At 75.6% G+C, this 16102-nt stretch carries 14 protein-coding genes, 2 tRNA genes and 1 other RNA gene; 12 read left to right on the plus strand and 5 right to left on the minus strand.

Features of this window, described 5'->3' with window-relative positions; genetic code table 11:
- The first annotated feature begins 27 nt into the window (after positions 1-27).
- Genes eccD through ASF50_RS00930 form a run of 3 tightly spaced genes read left to right on the plus strand, consistent with a single transcriptional unit; the run spans position 28 to position 4113 of the window.
- A complete protein-coding gene (gene eccD / locus ASF50_RS00920) occupies positions 28-1380 on the plus strand; it encodes a type VII secretion integral membrane protein EccD (RefSeq protein ID WP_056863152.1) in 1353 nt (450 codons plus the stop codon).
- Between the two features lie 4 nt (positions 1381-1384).
- Positions 1385-2797, plus strand: a complete 1413-nt coding sequence (locus tag ASF50_RS00925) for a type VII secretion protein EccB (RefSeq protein WP_056903201.1) — start codon at positions 1385-1387, stop codon at positions 2795-2797.
- Entirely contained in the window at positions 2794-4113 is a 1320-nt protein-coding gene (locus tag ASF50_RS00930) for a S8/S53 family peptidase (protein WP_156718022.1), read from the plus strand. The genes ASF50_RS00925 and ASF50_RS00930 overlap by 4 nt, the downstream gene beginning before the upstream one ends.
- A gap of 57 nt (positions 4114-4170) precedes the next feature.
- On the opposite strand, the gene ASF50_RS00935 is transcribed toward ASF50_RS00930, so the two are convergent.
- Positions 4171-5325 carry a hypothetical protein gene (locus ASF50_RS00935; RefSeq protein ID WP_056903203.1) on the minus strand — a complete coding sequence of 385 codons (1155 nt, stop codon included), beginning with the start codon at positions 5323-5325 and terminating at the stop codon, positions 4171-4173.
- A 298-nt stretch (positions 5326-5623) separates the two neighbouring features.
- Between ASF50_RS00935 and ASF50_RS00940 the strand changes: the two genes are divergently transcribed.
- Positions 5624-6283, plus strand: a complete 660-nt coding sequence (locus ASF50_RS00940; protein WP_056903204.1) for a hypothetical protein — start codon at positions 5624-5626, stop codon at positions 6281-6283.
- 83 nt (positions 6284-6366) lie between these two features.
- Here ASF50_RS00940 and ASF50_RS00945 read toward each other — a convergent pair.
- Positions 6367-6455, minus strand: a tRNA-Ser gene (locus ASF50_RS00945).
- A gap of 139 nt (positions 6456-6594) precedes the next feature.
- Between ASF50_RS00945 and ffs the strand changes: the two genes are divergently transcribed.
- From ffs to ASF50_RS00975, 7 genes are all read left to right on the plus strand, one after another.
- Positions 6595-6685: signal recognition particle sRNA small type (gene ffs / locus ASF50_RS18260), an RNA gene on the plus strand.
- A 103-nt stretch (positions 6686-6788) separates the two neighbouring features.
- Positions 6789-9140: a DNA polymerase III subunit gamma and tau gene (locus ASF50_RS00950; RefSeq protein ID WP_056903205.1), complete on the plus strand. Its 2352-nt coding sequence runs from the start codon at positions 6789-6791 to the stop codon at positions 9138-9140.
- Positions 9141-9210: 70 nt separating this feature from the next.
- The gene (locus ASF50_RS00955) at positions 9211-9585 is read left to right on the plus strand and encodes a YbaB/EbfC family nucleoid-associated protein (protein ID WP_056863158.1); all 375 of its coding nucleotides are present in this window, start codon (positions 9211-9213) and stop codon (positions 9583-9585) included.
- A gap of 27 nt (positions 9586-9612) precedes the next feature.
- Positions 9613-10209 carry a recombination mediator RecR gene (recR, locus tag ASF50_RS00960; RefSeq protein ID WP_056863159.1) on the plus strand — a complete coding sequence of 199 codons (597 nt, stop codon included), beginning with the start codon at positions 9613-9615 and terminating at the stop codon, positions 10207-10209.
- Positions 10206-10889, plus strand: coding sequence for a DUF5063 domain-containing protein (locus ASF50_RS00965; RefSeq protein WP_082500080.1), 684 nt, complete (start codon positions 10206-10208; stop codon positions 10887-10889). Before recR ends, ASF50_RS00965 begins: the two co-directional genes overlap by 4 nt.
- A 73-nt stretch (positions 10890-10962) precedes the next feature.
- Complete coding sequence (locus tag ASF50_RS00970) at positions 10963-12237, plus strand: aspartate kinase (protein ID WP_056863160.1); 1275 nt, start codon at positions 10963-10965, stop codon at positions 12235-12237.
- On the plus strand, positions 12234-13280 hold the full coding sequence (locus ASF50_RS00975; RefSeq protein WP_056903206.1) for an aspartate-semialdehyde dehydrogenase: 1047 nt from the start codon (positions 12234-12236) through the stop codon (positions 13278-13280). Before ASF50_RS00970 ends, ASF50_RS00975 begins: the two co-directional genes overlap by 4 nt.
- Before the next feature lie 81 nt (positions 13281-13361).
- Here the strand turns inward: ASF50_RS00975 and ASF50_RS00980 are convergent, their stop codons facing one another.
- The 3 genes from ASF50_RS00980 to ASF50_RS00990 form a co-directional block, all read right to left on the minus strand.
- The gene (locus tag ASF50_RS00980) at positions 13362-14288 is read right to left on the minus strand and encodes a hypothetical protein (protein WP_056903207.1); all 927 of its coding nucleotides are present in this window, start codon (positions 14286-14288) and stop codon (positions 13362-13364) included.
- A 149-nt stretch (positions 14289-14437) separates the two neighbouring features.
- A tRNA-Pro gene (locus ASF50_RS00985) sits at positions 14438-14514 on the minus strand.
- Positions 14515-14636: 122 nt separating this feature from the next.
- The gene (locus ASF50_RS00990) at positions 14637-15587 is read right to left on the minus strand and encodes a metallophosphoesterase (protein WP_235557513.1); all 951 of its coding nucleotides are present in this window, start codon (positions 15585-15587) and stop codon (positions 14637-14639) included.
- 26 nt (positions 15588-15613) lie between these two features.
- Here ASF50_RS00990 and ASF50_RS00995 point away from each other — a divergent pair, with 26 nt between their 5' ends.
- Positions 15614-16075: a GatB/YqeY domain-containing protein gene (locus ASF50_RS00995; RefSeq protein WP_056904165.1), complete on the plus strand. Its 462-nt coding sequence runs from the start codon at positions 15614-15616 to the stop codon at positions 16073-16075.
- Positions 16076-16102 lie beyond the last annotated feature (27 nt).

Here is a 16102-nt window from a genome sequence, read left to right on the forward strand (position 1 = left end):
ACCTCCGGTGAGGAGAAGGAGACGCCGATGAGCCAGGCGCCAGTGAGCGCGACCGGCCTGGTGCGCGTGACCGTCGCCTCCGGCACCCGCCGGGTCGACCTGGTCCTGCCCGGCTCGGTGCCCGTGGCCGAGCTCGTGCCCGAGCTGGCCCGCAGCGTCGGCCTGCTCGACGCCCTCACGGTCTACGGCGGCTACCGCGTCGTGACCGCGGAGGGTCGCGAGCTGGCCCCCGACTCGGGCCTGGTGATGCAGGGCGTCGAGGACGGCGGCCTGCTCACCGTCACGGCCGGCATCGACGCCCCCGCGCCCCGGGTCTACGACGACGTCGTCGAGGCGATGACCGACGTCGTCGAGCGCGACCTCAAGCCGTGGTCGCCCGCCTCGGGACGCCGCACGGCGCTGAGCGCCTCGGGGCTGCTGATGGCCCTCGGCGCCGTGGCGCTGCTCGTGCAGAGCGACGCCCGGCTGGCCGGCACCGCGGCCGCCGTGGTCGCCGCCGTGCTGGTGGCGGGCGCGGTGGTGCTCTCCCGCGCGCAGCGCGAGGCCGAGGCCGCCGTGGCCGTGGCGTGGATGGGCTGCCTCTACGCCGCCGTGGCCGGGCTGGTGCTCGCGGAGTCGGCGTACGACGCTCCCTCGGCGGTGGTCAGCGCCGGTGGCGCGGCCCTCGTGGCCGGGCTGGTCGCGCTGGTGGGGCTGGGGGAGGGGCGCACGCTGGTGCTGCCGCCGGTGGTGGTGGGGGCCGTCTTCGTGGCCACCGGCCTGCTGATCCGGGTCGCCGACCTCGACACGGCGGTGGTGCTGACCACCGCGATGGCCTTCGTCGTGCTGGCCGGCAGCGTCTTCCCGTGGCTGGCCCTCGGGCTGACCGGCACCACCGTCGAGCAGATCTACTCCGTCGCCGACATCACGACCGACCCCGACGAGATCGACCCCGTGCGCGTGAGCGCCGACGCCCGCGTGGCCCACGAGATCCTGGTGGCCATCTCGGCCACGGTGGGCCTGCTGCTGGTGCTGGTCGTGCCGCTGGCGGTCGGGCTCGGCCTGTCCGGCACCCTGCTGGCCGTGGTGGCCTGCCTCGTGGTCATGCTCCGCACCCGCCAGTACCGCACCGGCTCCGAGGTGCTGGTCGGCCTGGTCAGCGGCATCGTGGGGCTCGGCGCGGTCGCGCTCTCGCTGATGTACCTCCAGCCCGAGTGGCGGCCCACGACCGCGGTCGTCCTGGCCGCCGCGGGCGCCGTGCTGCTGGCGGTGACCCTCCTGCCCCGCACCCCGTCGGTGCGCGGCGGCCGCTTCGGCGACGTGGTCGAGACCGTGGCGCTGCTGGCGATGCTCCCGCTGCTGGTGCTGGCCAGCGGCCTGTTCTCCTCGATCACGGGCTGACCCGGTGGCGACCAAGAAGGACCTCGTCGAGGCCCACGCCTTCAGCCGGCGCCGGCTCGTCACCGCCTTCGTCTCCGGCGCCCCGGGCGGCCGCGAGGTCGAGCCGGCGCGGCCGGGCCGCACCCTCATCGGTGGCGCGGCGCTCGCCGTGCTCCTGGTGGCCGGTGCCGCCATCACGGGCATCTTCACCGACCGCACCCCCGAGGGCTGGGACGAGCCGGGGCTGCTCATCTCTGAGGACGAGGGAGCCTCCTACGTCGTGCTCCTCGACGGCGAGGGCAACCCCGAGGCGCGCCCGGTCGACAACGTGGTCTCCGCGCGCCTGGCGCTGCAGGGGCAGCTCGACGAGCCCACCACCATCGCCCAGGACACCATCGACACGCTGCCGCTCGGGCCGGAGATCGGCATCCTCCAGGGGCCCGAGACGCTGCCGGGCTCCGACGAGATGGTCGAGAGCGGGTGGACGGCCTGCACCGGCCCGGCCAAGGCGCTCCAGGTCGACGTCTCCGCGCGACCAGACGCCACCCCGATCGGCGAGGGTCAGGCCTTCGTGGTCAAGAGCGAGGGCGAGGTCTGGGTGGTCGCGACCGCCCCGGCCACCGTCGACACCCCGGCCCAGGCCTACCGGTACCTGCTGTCGATGGACAACGGCCGCGACTTCTTCCTCAACGAGTTCGGGCTCTCCACCCAGGCCCAGGCCACCGCGGTCAGCGGCGACTGGCTGCAGCTCTTCCCCGAGGGCGCCCCCCTCGACCTCGACTCCTTCGACGTCGGCGAGGTCGGCGGCGAGGTGCCCGGGCTCTCCCGCGCCGAGGGCGTGGCCGGCGACTACGTCGCCACCGACGACGGTGGCGGCTACGTCCTCACCAGCGACGGTCCCGGCCTGCTCGACCCCTTCGCGCTCGCCGTCTACGCCAACGCCGCGCGCGGCACCGACCGCGAGCCGCTCGACATCGCTCCGCCCGACGTGGACCAGAACCGCGACGTCTACGCCGGTGCGCGCTGGCCGACGGCGGCGCCGGAGCAGGCCGTGCCCAGCGGCCAGTGCGCGCTGCTGGAGACCGACCCCGAGGGCGCCCCCCGCGCCCAGGCCTACGCCGAGCCGGGCGAGGACGCCAGCGCGGCCGACCTGCCGCGGGCCGAGCGCGACGTCAGGGTCGAGCCCGGCGCGGGCGCCATCTTCGTGGTGGGCGACTGGTCGGGCGCGCCCAGCACCAGCACCTTCGTCGTCGACTCCACCGGCACGGCCTTCAACCTCGAGGGTCCCGACACCCTGACCTACCTCGGCTACGGCGACATGACCCTGCCGGTCGTGCCCGACGCGTGGCTCGACATGTTCGACACCGGTGTCGTCCTCTCGCCCGAGCTGGCCCTGTGCCCGCCGCAGAGCGTCGAGGAGGCCACGGAGTGCGCGTGACCCGGCGGTCCGCCCGGGCCGGCTCGACGAGCAGGCCCGAGCGGCGGCACCGCTCGCGGGTCGTGGTCGGCGGGCTCGCCGTCACCGCGCTGCTGGGCACGCCGCTGCTGCCGCCGCCGGCCGGGGCCGCCAGCCCCTTCGGGCAGGGCTGCGACCAGGCCTTCGAGGAGGGCACGGAGGTCAGCGAGCCCCTGACCGGCGACAGCCTGCCCCTCGAGGCGATGGGCGTGCCGGCGGCGCAGGAGGAGCTCGCCGCCCGGGGCGTCGAGCCCGGGGCCGGGGTCACCGTGGTGGTGCTGGACTCGGGCGCCGTCGAGGTCCCCGCGGTGCCGGCCGGCGCCGTGCTGCCGAGCCAGGCCGGCGGCGGACGCCCGCTCGACCACCGCGGCACGACCTTCGCCGGCATCGTGGCCGGGGCCTCGTTCACCGAGGAGGGCGCCGAGCGGCCGACCCCGATCGGCATCGCCCCGGGGGCGCAGGTGGTCTCGGTGCGGGTGCTCGACGACGTCGACCCCGACGCCGAGGGCGTCGGGGCGACGACCGCGGCCCTGACCGCCGGGCTGCGCTCGGTGCTGCCGCTCGTGCGCGCCGCCGACCGGACGGTGGTGGTCGCGGTGCCCGTGGCGGTGCCGCGGGACCGCGCGCTCGAGGCCGCCGCCGAGGAGCTGTGGGACGCCGGGGCGATCGTGGTGGCCGGGGTCGGCGACCGCCCGGTCGTCGACGAGGCGCGCCCCGACAGCGCCGACGTGCCGCTGGCGCGGCCGTCGGCCACCGAGGACGCCGCCGACGTGCTGGGCCCGGCCGGCGCCGGGCACGTCGTGGGCGTCGCCGCCACCGACGTCGCCGACCCGCTGCGCTCCTCCGCCGTCGACGTCGCCGCCCCCAGCGTGGGCGCGTTGTCGTGGGCGGCCAACGGTGCCCCCTGCATCGCGCCGGGTCCCTCGACCACGATCGCGACCGCGGAGGTGGCGGGGGTGCTGGCCCTGCTGGTCTCGCGCTTCCCCGGCGACTCCCCGCAGCAGCTCGTCGACCGCCTGGTCGGCACCGCCGCCGGACGCGCCGACGTCGCGTCGCGGCTCACGGGGGCCGGGCTGGTGCAGGCCGCCGAGGCGGTCACCCGGCCGCTGCTGCCGCAGCGCTCGGGCACCTCGGGGGAGACCACCGTGGCCCGTGACACCGCCAGTGCGCTGGCCCCGCCGCCGGTGAGCGACCCGCTGGCCGGGGCGCGCGACGAGGCGCTGTGGTGGGGGTTGCTCGGAGGCGGCGGCCTCTTGCTCGCGCTGGTGCTGCGACCCGTGCTGGCCCGCCGCCGCTGACGGTCGGCCGGGAGCCCTGCCGGTCGGACGGGGCCGGCCGGGTCAGGAGCGGCCGGGTCAGGTGCGGTCGGGTTCCTGGCTCCCACCGGGCGGGCTCGGGTCGGCCGGCGGGGGTGACGCGGTCAGCAGCATCGGCACCGCCGTGCGCAGGGCGGCGGGCAGCGCCGAGATCGTCACCAGCGCCACGAAGCCGCTGATCATCTTGTCGCCCAGCGACACCATCAGGTTGGCGACCGCGAGGGCGGCGAGCGAGGGGACGCCGAGGTCGAGCACCGAGTCGGTGACCATGTCGCCGCCGTTGCCGGTGCCGCCGTCGAAGCGCCAGACGAGGATGGGCACGGCCACGGCCGAGCAGGCCGCGGCGACGAGCACGTTGAGCGCCAGGAACCGCGGCAGGCTGCGGCCCAGGCCCCACCGCCGCGCGCCGTAGCCCCAGACCAGCGCACCGGCCACGTTGACCAGCGCGAAGGGCACCGACGAGGGGCCGCTCTCGGCCACGCCCAGCAGGTTGGTGGCCAGGCCCACCGCGGCGCCGCGCCACGGCCCGAGTGCCAGCGCCGCGATCGCGGTGCCGACCATGTCCAGGTGCACCGGCAGCTGCAGGAGCTCGACCAGCGAGCGGCCCAGCAGGTTGACGACGACGCACACGACCAGGAGCAGGAGCACCCCACGCGGCGGCACCCCCGCGCCGGCCCCGGACGACGGGTCGGGTCCGGAAGGCGCGGGCGGGGGGTCCACGGGGCGGGCCGTGCCGTCGCCGCCCTCCGCGCCGTCCGCTGCGTCCGCCGCGTCCGCCGCGTCGGGGGCGGAGAGCGCTGGGGGTGCCGGGGGTGCTGGGGACGCTGGGGGCGTGGGTGGCCCGGAGGGTTCCGAGGGGTGGGCCGGGGCGGTCGGCCGCGGCCGCCGGCACTGCTCGACCCACGCGTCGACGCGCTCGTCCTCGGCGCCGAGCGCGTGGGCGATCTCGCGCACGAGCGGGAGGTTGACCCGGGTGCGACCGGTGCGGAAGGCGTCGTAGACGGTGGTGCGGGCGACCCGAGCGGCGTGGGTCGGCGTGCCCGCCGCCTCGCGGGCGCCGCTGACGCGGCGGGCGATCTCGGCGTACGACGGGTCGCCGACCCGGGCGCGCAGGGCCTGGAGCTCCAGGGCCAGACCGTCCCACCGCGAGGGGTCGCCCGACCCGCTGGGCCCCCCGGCCGTGTCCTGCTCCACCGATGGCCCCCCCGAGTGACCTGACGACGTGAGGGCACGCTCCCGGTGGGCCCGCCCGAGGCCGAAGCATACGGCGGTGTCGGGAGTCCCTCCGGCCCGCCGTCCCGGGCGCGGTCCGGCGTGCCGGGGGCCCTGCTGCGGAACCCGACGCTGTCCGGGATCGTCCGAGAAACCGCGTCCGGCCCCGCCGGGGCCCGACTCCGACGTAGAACTGCACCACCGACCCCTCTCCTGCCCCCCTCGCCTCCACCAGACCCGCCCCGGCGACACCGCCGCCCCGTCCGACGAAGGACCCCCCGTGCCGATCTACTCCGTGACCGACGACCGCGGCCGCACCCGCCTCGTCGCGTCGCTTGCCGACGCGCTGCGCCAGGCCGGTGGCAGCCGGCTGACCGACGAGCAGCTGCAGCTGCTGCCGCCGGGTGTGCGCTCGCGGCTGGCCGAGGAGGCGGGGGTGCGCACGGCGATCGCCGAGGAGTTCGCCCCCTTCGCCTCCCAGGCCCGCGAGGTCTGGGACGCCGCGGCGCGCGCCCACCGGGGCCGCTTCGAGGTGCTGCGCGCCTCGCTGCGCCGGCTCGAGGCCGACCACGAGCACTACCGCACCGCCACCGAGGACGCCGCCCAGCTGGTGACGCACCCGGCGGTGGCGACGATGAGCGACGCCGACTTCCGCCGCGCCGCACGGCTCTCGGCGAGCCGGCACGGCTTCGACTGGCAGGCCTACCGCGACCACTTCGAGTGGCACGTCGAGGCCACGGGCAGCCACCCGCGCTCGGCCGCTGCGGTGGTGGCCGAGATGGTGCGCGACACGGTCGCCTTCCACAACGAGGAGCAGATCGGACAGGTGCGTGACCGCGCCTCGCTCGAGCGGCTGCGCGACTGGGCCACGGTGCTGCTCGACACCGCCGAGGCCTTCGGGCTCGACGTCGACGACCTCATCCGCGAGAGCGCGGGCTGAGCGGGCCCCGGAGGCGGTGACCTCGCGGGGGCGGCGGGTGCCGACAGACAGCGACGGCGCCGCACGAGTGCGGCGCCGTCGAGTGGCGGAGGATAGGGGATTCGAACCCCTGAGGGCTGTTAACCCAACCCGCTTTCCAAGCGAGCGCCATAGGCCACTAGGCGAATCCTCCGCGCAGGAGCGTACCCGTGGCGGTCCTCGCGGTGAAATCGCACCCCCGCGGGCGGCTCCGGAAGGGCCCCGGGCCGGGACGGCCGGCCGGTCGCGGGCTCGTGTTGGCGCTGCTGCGGGCCTCACCTACACTCGTGGCCAACCCCCCGTGTGGCGGCATCTCGCCGAACTCCCCCAGGGCCGGAAGGCAGCAAGGGTAAGCGAGCTCTGTCGGGTGCGCGGGGGGCCTTTTCATGCCCGCACGCGGAGGGCGCCGACCGCGTCCGCGCGGGTCGCTCCCGCGGTCGCGCCGCCGCCCGTGGTGGTTGTCGGAGCGGCCGTCTAGGGTCGGGGCGTGGACTCACCGCTCGCCCTCTACCGCCGCTACCGGCCGGAGTCCTTCGCCGAGGTCATCGGCCAGGACCACGTGACCGAGCCGCTGCGCGCGGCGCTGGCCAACAACCGGGTGAACCACGCCTACCTGTTCTCCGGGCCCCGCGGCTGCGGCAAGACCACCTCGGCGCGCATCCTGGCCCGGGCGCTCAACTGCGAGCAGGCGCCCGTCGCCGACCCGTGCGGGGAGTGCGACAGCTGCCGCGACCTGGCCCGCGGCGGCCCGGGGTCGATCGACGTGATCGAGATCGACGCGGCCTCCCACGGCGGCGTCGACGACGCCCGCGACCTGCGGGAGAAGGCCTTCTTCGCGCCCGTGCGCAGCCGCTACAAGGTCTACATCATCGACGAGGCCCACATGGTCACCACGCAGGGCTTCAACGCCCTGCTGAAGCTGGTCGAGGAGCCCCCGCCCCACCTGCGCTTCATCTTCGCGACCACCGAGCCCGACAAGGTGCTGCCGACCATCCGCTCGCGCACCCACCACTACCCCTTCCGGCTGATCCCGCCGCGGCTGCTGTCGTCGTACCTCTCCCAGCTGTGCGAGCAGGAGGGCGTGCCGATCGAGCCGGCGGCGCTGCCCCTGGTGGTCAGGGCGGGTGCGGGCTCGGCCCGCGACACGCTCTCCGTGCTCGACCAGCTCCTGGGCGGCTCGGGTCCCGCCGGTGTCACGCACCAGCTGGCGACCGCCCTGCTCGGCTACACCCCCGACGCGCTGCTCGACGAGGTCGTCGACGCCTTCGCCGCGGCCGACGGCAGCGCGGTCTTCGGGGTGGTGGACAAGGTCGTCGAGACCGGCCAGGACCCCCGCCGCTTCACCGAGGACCTGCTGCGCCGCCTGCGGGACCTCGTCATCGTGGCCGCGGTGCCCGACGCGCCGGCGACCGGTCTGATCGACGTCTCCGAGGACCAGGGCGAGCGGCTGGTGGCGCAGGCCGCACGCTTCGGCAGCGCCGAGCTGACCCGTGCCGCCGACCTCGTGGCCGCGGGACTCACCGAGATGCGCGGCGCGACCGCGCCGCGGCTGCTGCTCGAGCTCATCTGCGCCCGGGTGCTGCTGCCCGCGGCCGACCACTCCACCGAGGGCCTCATGGCGCGCCTCGACCGCCTCGAGCGCCGGGTGGCCATCAGCGGCACCCCCTCGGCAGCGGCCTCGCCGGTGCGCGCGGGCGCGCCCGTCCAGGACCGCCCGCACCGCGAGGCCTCCCGGGTCGAGCCGCCGCTGGAGCCGGAGCCGGTCGCCGCCCCCGACGCCGTCGTGCCCCGCATCAGCTCCGAGGTGGTCGTGCCCCCGGTGGAGGAGTCGGCCGTCCCCGGCACGGAGCACGAGCGCGCGCCGGCGCCGCCGCGCCGGCCCGAGCAGCCCGCCGGGCCGCCCGCCGAGCCGCAGCCCCCGGCGGCAGTGCCGGCCGCGGCCGCACCGCCCGCCCCGCCCGTCGAGGAGCCGGAGCCCGCTCCGCCGGCACCCGCCCCACCGGCACCCGCGCCGGCACGGGAGCCCACCCCCGCCGCTGCGGCGGGCCCGGCGGCCGGGCTGAGCCTCGTCGACGTACGCCGGCTCTGGCCGGACATCGTCGAGGCCACGAAGCTGCGCCGGCGGGTCACCTGGATCCACCTCACCCAGCACGCCCAGGTCGTCGGCGTCGACGCCAAGACCCTCACCCTCGGCTTCTCCAACTCCGGGGCCCGGGAGTCGTTCGAGAACGGCGGCAGCGGCGAGATCGTGCGCCAGGCCGCCATCGACGTCGTGGGCTCCGACTGGCGCATCGAGACCATCGTCGACCCCGGCGCGCAGGCCGAGGGCACGCCGCAGGTGACACGGCCGGCGAGCCCGGCGGAGCCGCTGCGCTCCGACCCCCCCGAGCCGCCGGCGCGCGAGGAGCCCGCGGGCCCGCCGTCGTGGGCCGACGAGCCCGGACCCGAGGGACGGGGCTCCGAGGGCGCTCCGGGCGCTCCGGGCGCGCAGGGCTCCCCGGGTGTGCCCGACGACCACCACGACGAGGGGCGGGCGCCCCGGGCCGACGACCACGGCGCGGTCGACGGCGCCCCGGCCCGGGGCGTCGCCCCCGAGGCGACGGTGGCGGTGGTGCCGGAGGTCCGCACCGCCGGCCCCGACTCGATCGCGGCGGCGCGCGGCGCCATCCAGCAGACCCGCACGGGCGGTGTGGACCGTCCGCGCAGCGACGACCTGGCCGAGCGCGACGCCGACGCCCACCCCGACGACCTCGACGCCGACAGCCACGAGCTGGGGGGCGCCGAGCTGCTGGAGCGCGAGCTGGGTGCCCGGATGATCGAGGAGATCCGGCACCAGTGACCGCCGTCCTGGCGCGACCCGTCATGCTGGGCCCGCACGCACGCACCCGACCGGACACAGAGGTGACCCCATGACGCAGAACCCCTTCGACGCGCTCGGTGGCGGCGGTGGCGGCTTCGACATGAACGCCCTGCTCCAGCAGGCCCAGCAGATGCAGGAGCAGCTGCAGGTGGCCCAGGAGCGGCTGGCCTCGACCACGGTCGAGGGCACCGCGGGCGGCGTGACCGCCACGGTGAGCGGTGTCGGCGAGCTCGTCGGCGTCCGGATCGCCCCCGGAGGCTTCGACGCCAGCGACGCCGAGAGCCTCGTCGACCTCGGCGACCTGGTCGTCGCGGCCTACCGCGACGCCAAGACCCAGGCCGACGCGATGGCCAGCGAGGCCCTGGGCCCGCTGGCCGGCGGCGGCGAGATCCCGGGCATGCCCGGCGGCTCGCTCGGCCTCTAGGTCCGAGCGGCAGGGGAGGGGAGCGCGGTGTACGAGGGTGTCGTCCAGGACCTCATCGACGAGCTCGGGCGCCTGCCCGGGGTCGGTCCGAAGAGCGCCCAGCGCATCGCCTTCCACCTCCTGCAGGCCGACCCGGTCGACGTCCGGCGCCTCGCCGACGTGCTGATCGAGGTCAAGGCCAAGGTGAAGTTCTGCTCGATCTGCTTCAACGTCTCCGAGGACGAGCAGTGCCGGATCTGCCGCGACCCGCGGCGCGACCCGACCGTGCTGTGCGTGGTCGAGGAGTACAAGGACGTCGTGGCCATCGAGCGCACCCGGGAGTACCGCGGGCGCTACCACGTGCTGGGCGGGGCGATCAGCCCCATCGACGGCATCGGGCCCGACCAGCTGCGCATCCGCGAGCTGATGATGCGGCTGGCCGACGGCACGGTCACGGAGACGATCCTCGCCACCGACCCCAACCTCGAGGGCGAGGCGACCGCGACCTATCTCACGCGGATGCTGCGCCCGATCGGGTTGCGCGTCACGCGTTTGGCGAGTGGACTGCCGGTGGGTGGTGACCTGGAGTACGCCGACGAGGTCACCCTCGGACGTGCTTTCGCAGGGAGGCGAGCAGCAGAATGACCCCGACCCAGACCTCTGACCCGGCCACGGGCCCCGCGGTGCGCGAGACCGGCGCGCCCCTGGCCGCCGGCGCCGAGCGCCCGGCCCTCGACGCCGAGACCGAGGAGTTCGCGCAGCAGATCGCCGACCAGGTGGCCAGCTTCCTGCTCGCGCTGCGCGCGGTCTCCCAGGAGCCCGACGCCGGCCGCACCATCTCGCTGCTGCTCCTCGAGATCAGCCAGGTGCTGCTCGCGGGCGCGCGCCTGGGCGCCCAGCGCGACTTCACCCCGATCGCGGAGTACCAGCCCGACGTGGGCCCCGAGGCCGACCTCGACGAGATGCGGCTGCGGCTGGCCGAGCTGCTGGGCGGTCTCGACACCTACGCCTTCGTCTTCGACCCCTACGTGCCCGAGGTCGTCGAGGGCCAGCTCTCCGACGACCTCACCAGCATCGCCAGCGACCTCGAGAACGGCCTGCGCCACTACCGCGCCGGCAACGTCGAGGAGGCGCTGTGGTGGTGGCAGTTCTCCTACGTCTCCTCGTGGGGCAACCTCGCCGGCGCCGCGCTGAACGCGCTGCTCTCGGTGGTCGCCCACGACCGTCTCGACGTCGACCTCGACCTCGACGCCGACCAGGTCGCCGCGGCCGATGAGATGCTGGCCGATGAGATGCTGGGCGGGCGGGCCACGACGCCCCGATAGACTCCGTCACCGGTCAGGACGCGGTGCACAGGCCGCGTCTCACGCAACACCGGGACCTCGAGGGACATTCATCGTGGGCATTGTCGTCCAGAAGTACGGCGGGTCGTCGGTCGCCGACGCGACCGGCATCAAGCGGGTCGCCCAGCGGATCGTCAACACCCGCAAGCAGGGCCACGACGTCGTGGTGGTCGTCTCGGCCATGGGCGACACCACCGACGAGCTGCGCGACCTCGCCGAGCAGGTGACGCCGCTCCCGCCGCCGCGCGAGCTCGACATGCTGCTCACCGCGGGCGAGCGGATGTCGATGGCGCTGGTCGCGATGGCCATCGCGCAGCTGGGCCACAAGGCGCAGTCGTTCACCGGCTCCCAGGCCGGGGTGATCACCGACTCGGTGCACGGCAAGGCGAAGATCATCGACATCAGCCCCGGGCGCATCGAGCAGGCCATCGCCGACGGCGCGATCGCCATCGTCGCCGGCTTCCAGGGCGTCTCGCAGGACACCAAGGACGTCACCACACTGGGCCGCGGCGCCTCCGACACCACCGCGGTGGCGCTGGCCGCCGCGCTCGGCGCCGACGTGTGCGAGATCTACACCGACGTGGCCGGCGTCTTCACCGCCGACCCGCGCATCGTCCCGGCGGCGCGCAAGCTCGACCGCGTCTCCACCGAGGAGATGCTCGAGATGGCGGCCTCCGGGGCCAAGATCCTCCACCTGCGGTGCGTCGAGTACGCCCGCCGCTACGACGTACCGATCCACGTCCGCACCTCGTTCGACACCGTCGAGGGCACGTGGATCCTTCCCGACCACCGTTCAGGAGAGAACCCCATGGAGCAGGCGATCATCGCGGGCGTCGCCCACGACCGGTCCGAGGCCAAGATCACCGTCGTCGGGGTGCCCGACAAGGTCGGCGAGGCCGCCCGCATCTTCGAGACGCTGGCCTCCAGCGAGGTCAACATCGACATGGTCGTGCAGAACGTCTCGGCCGCCGCGACGGGCCTCACCGACATCTCCTTCACGCTGCCCCGCGAGGACGGCCAGAGCGCAATGGGCGCGCTCGCGCGGATCCAGGACGAGGTCGGCTACGACAAGCTGCTCTACGACGACCAGATCGGCAAGGTCTCCCTCATCGGCGCCGGCATGCGCTCCCACCCGGGCATCACCGCGAAGTTCTTCTCCGCGCTGGCCTCGGCGGGGGTCAACATCGGCATGATCTCGACCTCGGAGATCCGGATCTCGGTGATCGTCGACGAGGGCCAGATCGACACCGCCGTGCAGGCCACCCACACCGCCTTCGACCTCGACGCCACCGAGGTCGAGGCCGTCGTCTACGGCGGCACGGGTCGATGAGCGGGCTGCGCATCGGCGTCGTCGGCGCCACCGGCCAGGTCGGGGTGGCGATGCGCCAGATCCTGGCCGAGCGCAAGGTGGCGGTCGAGGAGATCCGCTTCTTCGCCTCCGCGCGCTCCGCGGGCCGCACGCTCGACTTCGAGGGCCGCGAGGTCGTGGTCGAGGACTCCGAGACCGCCGACCCCACGGGCCTGGACATCGCGCTCTTCTCCGCCGGCGCCACCGCGTCGCGGGCGCTCGTGCCGCGCTTCGTCGACGCGGGCGTGGTCGTGGTCGACAACTCCAGCGCCTTCCGCAAGGACCCCGCCATCCCGCTGGTCGTCTCGGAGGTCAACCCCGAGGCCGCCCGCGAGGTCATCGCCGCGCGGCGCGGGATCATCGCCAACCCCAACTGCACCACCATGGCCGCCATGCCGGTGCTCAAGCCGTTGCACGACGAGGCGGGCCTGGTGCGCCTGATCGCCTCGACCTACCAGGCCGTCTCCGGCTCCGGCATCGCCGGCGTCGACGAGCTGGCGGGCCAGGTCTCGGCGGCGGGGGAGGGGAGCCGCGAGCTGGCCTACGACGGCTCGGCCGTCGCCTTCCCCGACCCCCGGGTCTACGCCCGCACCATCGCCTACAACGTGCTCCCGCTGGCGGGCTCGATCGTCGACGACGGCCTGGGCGAGACCGACGAGGAGCAGAAGCTGCGCCACGAGTCGCGCAAGATCCTCGGCATCCCCGACCTGCGCGTCTCGGGCATCTGCGTGCGCGTGCCGGTCTTCACCGGCCACTCGCTGGCGATCAACGCCGAGTTCGCCGAGGCGATGACGCCGGCCCGTGCCGCCGAGCTGCTCCGCGACGCCCCGGGCGTCGAGCTGGTCGACGTCCCGAACCCGCTGGCGGCGGCCGGGCGCGACCCGTCGTACGTCGGGCGGCTGCGGCAGGACCCGGGCGTGGACGGCGACCGGGGCCTGGCCCTCTTCATCAGCAACGACAACCTGCGCAAGGGCGCGGCGCTCAACACGGTGCAGATCGCCGAGCTGGTCGCCGCCGGCCTCTGAGCGCAGCCCGCTCACGCACCACGCACGAGGGGCGGCACGGTCCACCGGACCGTGCCGCCCCTCGTGGCGTCTGCGAACAGCTCAGTCGTCGGGTTCGATCAGCGTGGTGACCCAGTGGGAGAACAGGTAGGTCACGCCGGTGACCAGCGGGATGACGAGCACCATCCACCACTCCAGCAGGCTGTCGACGAGGAAGAGCAGGCTCACCACGCCGAGCAGGCCGATGGCCAGGAAGCTCGTGCTCCCGGCGTCGCCGACGCGGAAGAGGCGCAGCAGGGCCGTGCCCAGCACCACCATCGCCGCCATGATGGCCAGCAGCGCCAGGAAGCCGGGTCGGCCGCAGGTCGAGGTGCCGCGCACGGCCTCGCAGCCGGCCAGGGCCAGGGTCGTCAGGGCCACGGTGACGATGCCGACGACCAGACCGGTGACCGCGGCCGCCACGGGCCCGCTCACGGCCTCCAGGGCCGTGCCCAGACCCGGACGGGGCGCCGTGGGCCGGGGCTCGTCGGCGACGCCGACCGCGACCGCGGCCGCAGGAGCGGCGGCCGGGGTGGGAGCCGTGGGCGCCGCCTGAGCGGCGGCGGGCCTGGGGGCCGCGGAGGGAGTCGGGGTCGCAGCCGGGGTCGGGGCAGGAGCCGGAGGGGCGACGGCGGACGGCGCGCTGCCCGGCGCCTGGCTCGGCGCCGCGCCGCCCGTGGAGCGCTCGGACCTGCCGGCCCGGCCGAAGCGGCGGCCGCGGGGAGCCTCGTCCGCCCCGGGGGCCGACGGCGGGGCAGGGACCGCCGGGGCGGTGCCGCGGGCGGGCGGCGGCTGCGGGGTCTCGACGACCGGCAGCGGGGCGGTGCGCGCGGCGTCGGAGGTGTCCGCGGGCGCCGCGGGGCCGCTGTCGACGGGACGCGAGGTGGGAGGCTCCTCCGGCGGGGCGGCGTCACGCTTGCGGCGACGCTTGAGCCCGAAGGACGGCACCTCCAGCGACGGCGCCTCGGGTCGCTGCTGCTCGTCTGGCATGCGGCCAGTCTGACACGCAGCGGCGGGTCGCGTCCGCGGGTCCGCGGGGCGCGCGCCAGCACTCCTCGCCCCGATCGTCGCCGCGCTCACCGGCACCCTCGGGTCCCGGGACCACGAAGGGCCCGGATCCTGGTGGATCCGGGCCCTGATGGTCGGGCTGACAGGATTTGAACCTGCGGCCTCCTCGTCCCGAACGAGGCGCGCTACCAAGCTGCGCCACAGCCCGATCGTGACCACCGGCGATGCCGGGCTCACAAGCACGGGAGCATACCCGAGCCGCTCCTGCGGCCCCCAATCGGCCGAGGGGTGGTCCGGACCCTGGTCAGCGGTCCTGGTCACCGGCCCCGGTCAGCGGCGCCGGTCAGCGGGAGCGCGCGGCACCAGGGTGAGCAGCGTGGCCTCGGGGCGGCAGGCCAGGCGCAGCCGCACGTAGGGGTTGGTGCCGAGGCCGGCGCACACGTGCATCCACGCCGAGCCCGGGTCGCCGTCGCGGGAGTCGGCGGGGTGACGGTGCAGCCCGCGGGCCCGGGCCGGCTCGAGGTCGCAGTTGGTGGCCAGCGCCCGACCTCCGGGCAGGCACACCTGGCCGCCGTGGGTGTGACCGGCGAGGACCAGGTCGTGCCCCTGGGCCGAGAAGTGGTCGAGGACGCGCAGGTAGGGGGCGTGGGTGACACCGATGCGCACGTCGGCGCCGGGGTCGGCGGGGCCGGAGACCGCGTCGAGGCGGTCGTAGCCGAGGTGGGGGTCGTCGACCCCGGCGAAGGCGAGCCGGGTGCCGCGCACGGTGAGGGCGCCGCGGGTGTTGGTGAGGTCGAGCCAGCCCCGCCCGGTGAAGGTGGCCGACAGCTCGCGCCAGGGCAGCTGCGGGGTGTGGGTGGCGCGTCGGCCGTCGTCGGGCAGGAGGTAGCGCAGGGGGTTGCGCAGGCTCGGCTCGAAGTAGTCGTTGGAGCCGTGCACGAAGACGCCCGGCACGTCGAGCAGCGCTCCGAGGGCGTCGCGCACGACGGGCACCGCGTCGCGGTGGGAGAGGTTGTCACCGGTGTCCACCACGAGGTCGGGGCGCAGCTCGGCCAGGCCGGCCAGCCACTCCTGCTTGCGGCGCTGGCCCGGGGTCATGTGCAGGTCGGAGAGGTGGAGCACGCGCAGCGGCTCGTGGCCGGCCGGCAGCAGCGGGACCTCGACGCGGCGCAGGGTGTAGGCCCGCGCCTCCGAGGCGGCGTACGCCGTGAGGGCCGCGCCGGTCGCGGCGGCCGCTGCCGCCCCGGTGAGGAGGTGGGGCGCGATGCGGGTGAGGAGCACCGGCCCAGGCTGCCACAATGGGCCTCATGCCCGCCCTCAAGGACCGTCTCCGTGCCGACCTGACCACCGCCATCAAGGCCCGCGACGAGGTGCGCTCCTCCACCCTGCGCATGGTGCTGAGCGCCCTCACCAACGCCGAGGTCGCCGGCAAGCAGGCCCGCGAGCTCACCGACGACGACGTCGTGGGGGTGCTGACCAGCGAGGCCAAGAAGCGCCGCGAGGCGGCGACCGCCTTCGCCGACGGCGGCCGCGACGAGATGGCCGCCAAGGAGCGGGCCGAGGCCGAGGTCATCGCCGACTACCTGCCCGAGCAGCTCACCGACGCCGAGGTCGCCGAGATCGTCTCGGCCGCGGTCGCGCAGACCGGCGCGGCCGGTGAGGGCATGCGCGCCATGGGCAAGGTCATGGGCCTCGTGCAGCCGCAGGTCAAGGGCCGTGCCGACGGCGGCGCGGTCGCCGCGGAGGTGCGCCGTCAGCTCGGCGCCTGACCCCCCGCACGACGAAGGCCCGCTCCC

It is taken from the genome of Nocardioides sp. Leaf307 (assembly GCF_001423135.1).
GTDB lineage: Bacteria > Actinomycetota > Actinomycetes > Propionibacteriales > Nocardioidaceae > Nocardioides > Nocardioides kribbensis.

Bases quoted from the DNA above. Each gene is read 5' to 3' on its own strand.
- eccD (WP_056863152.1), top strand. From the start codon at position 28: ATGAGCCAGGCGCCAGTGAGCGCGACCGGCCTGGTGCGCGTGACCGTC.
- ASF50_RS00955 (WP_056863158.1), top strand. From the start codon at position 9,211: ATGACGCAGAACCCCTTCGACGCGCTCGGTGGCGGCGGTGGCGGCTTC.
- ASF50_RS00965 (WP_082500080.1), top strand. From the start codon at position 10,206: ATGACCCCGACCCAGACCTCTGACCCGGCCACGGGCCCCGCGGTGCGC.
- ASF50_RS00975 (WP_056903206.1), top strand. From the start codon at position 12,234: ATGAGCGGGCTGCGCATCGGCGTCGTCGGCGCCACCGGCCAGGTCGGG.
- ASF50_RS00980 (WP_056903207.1), bottom strand. From the start codon at position 14,288: ATGCCAGACGAGCAGCAGCGACCCGAGGCGCCGTCGCTGGAGGTGCCG.
- ASF50_RS00995 (WP_056904165.1), top strand. From the start codon at position 15,614: ATGCCCGCCCTCAAGGACCGTCTCCGTGCCGACCTGACCACCGCCATC.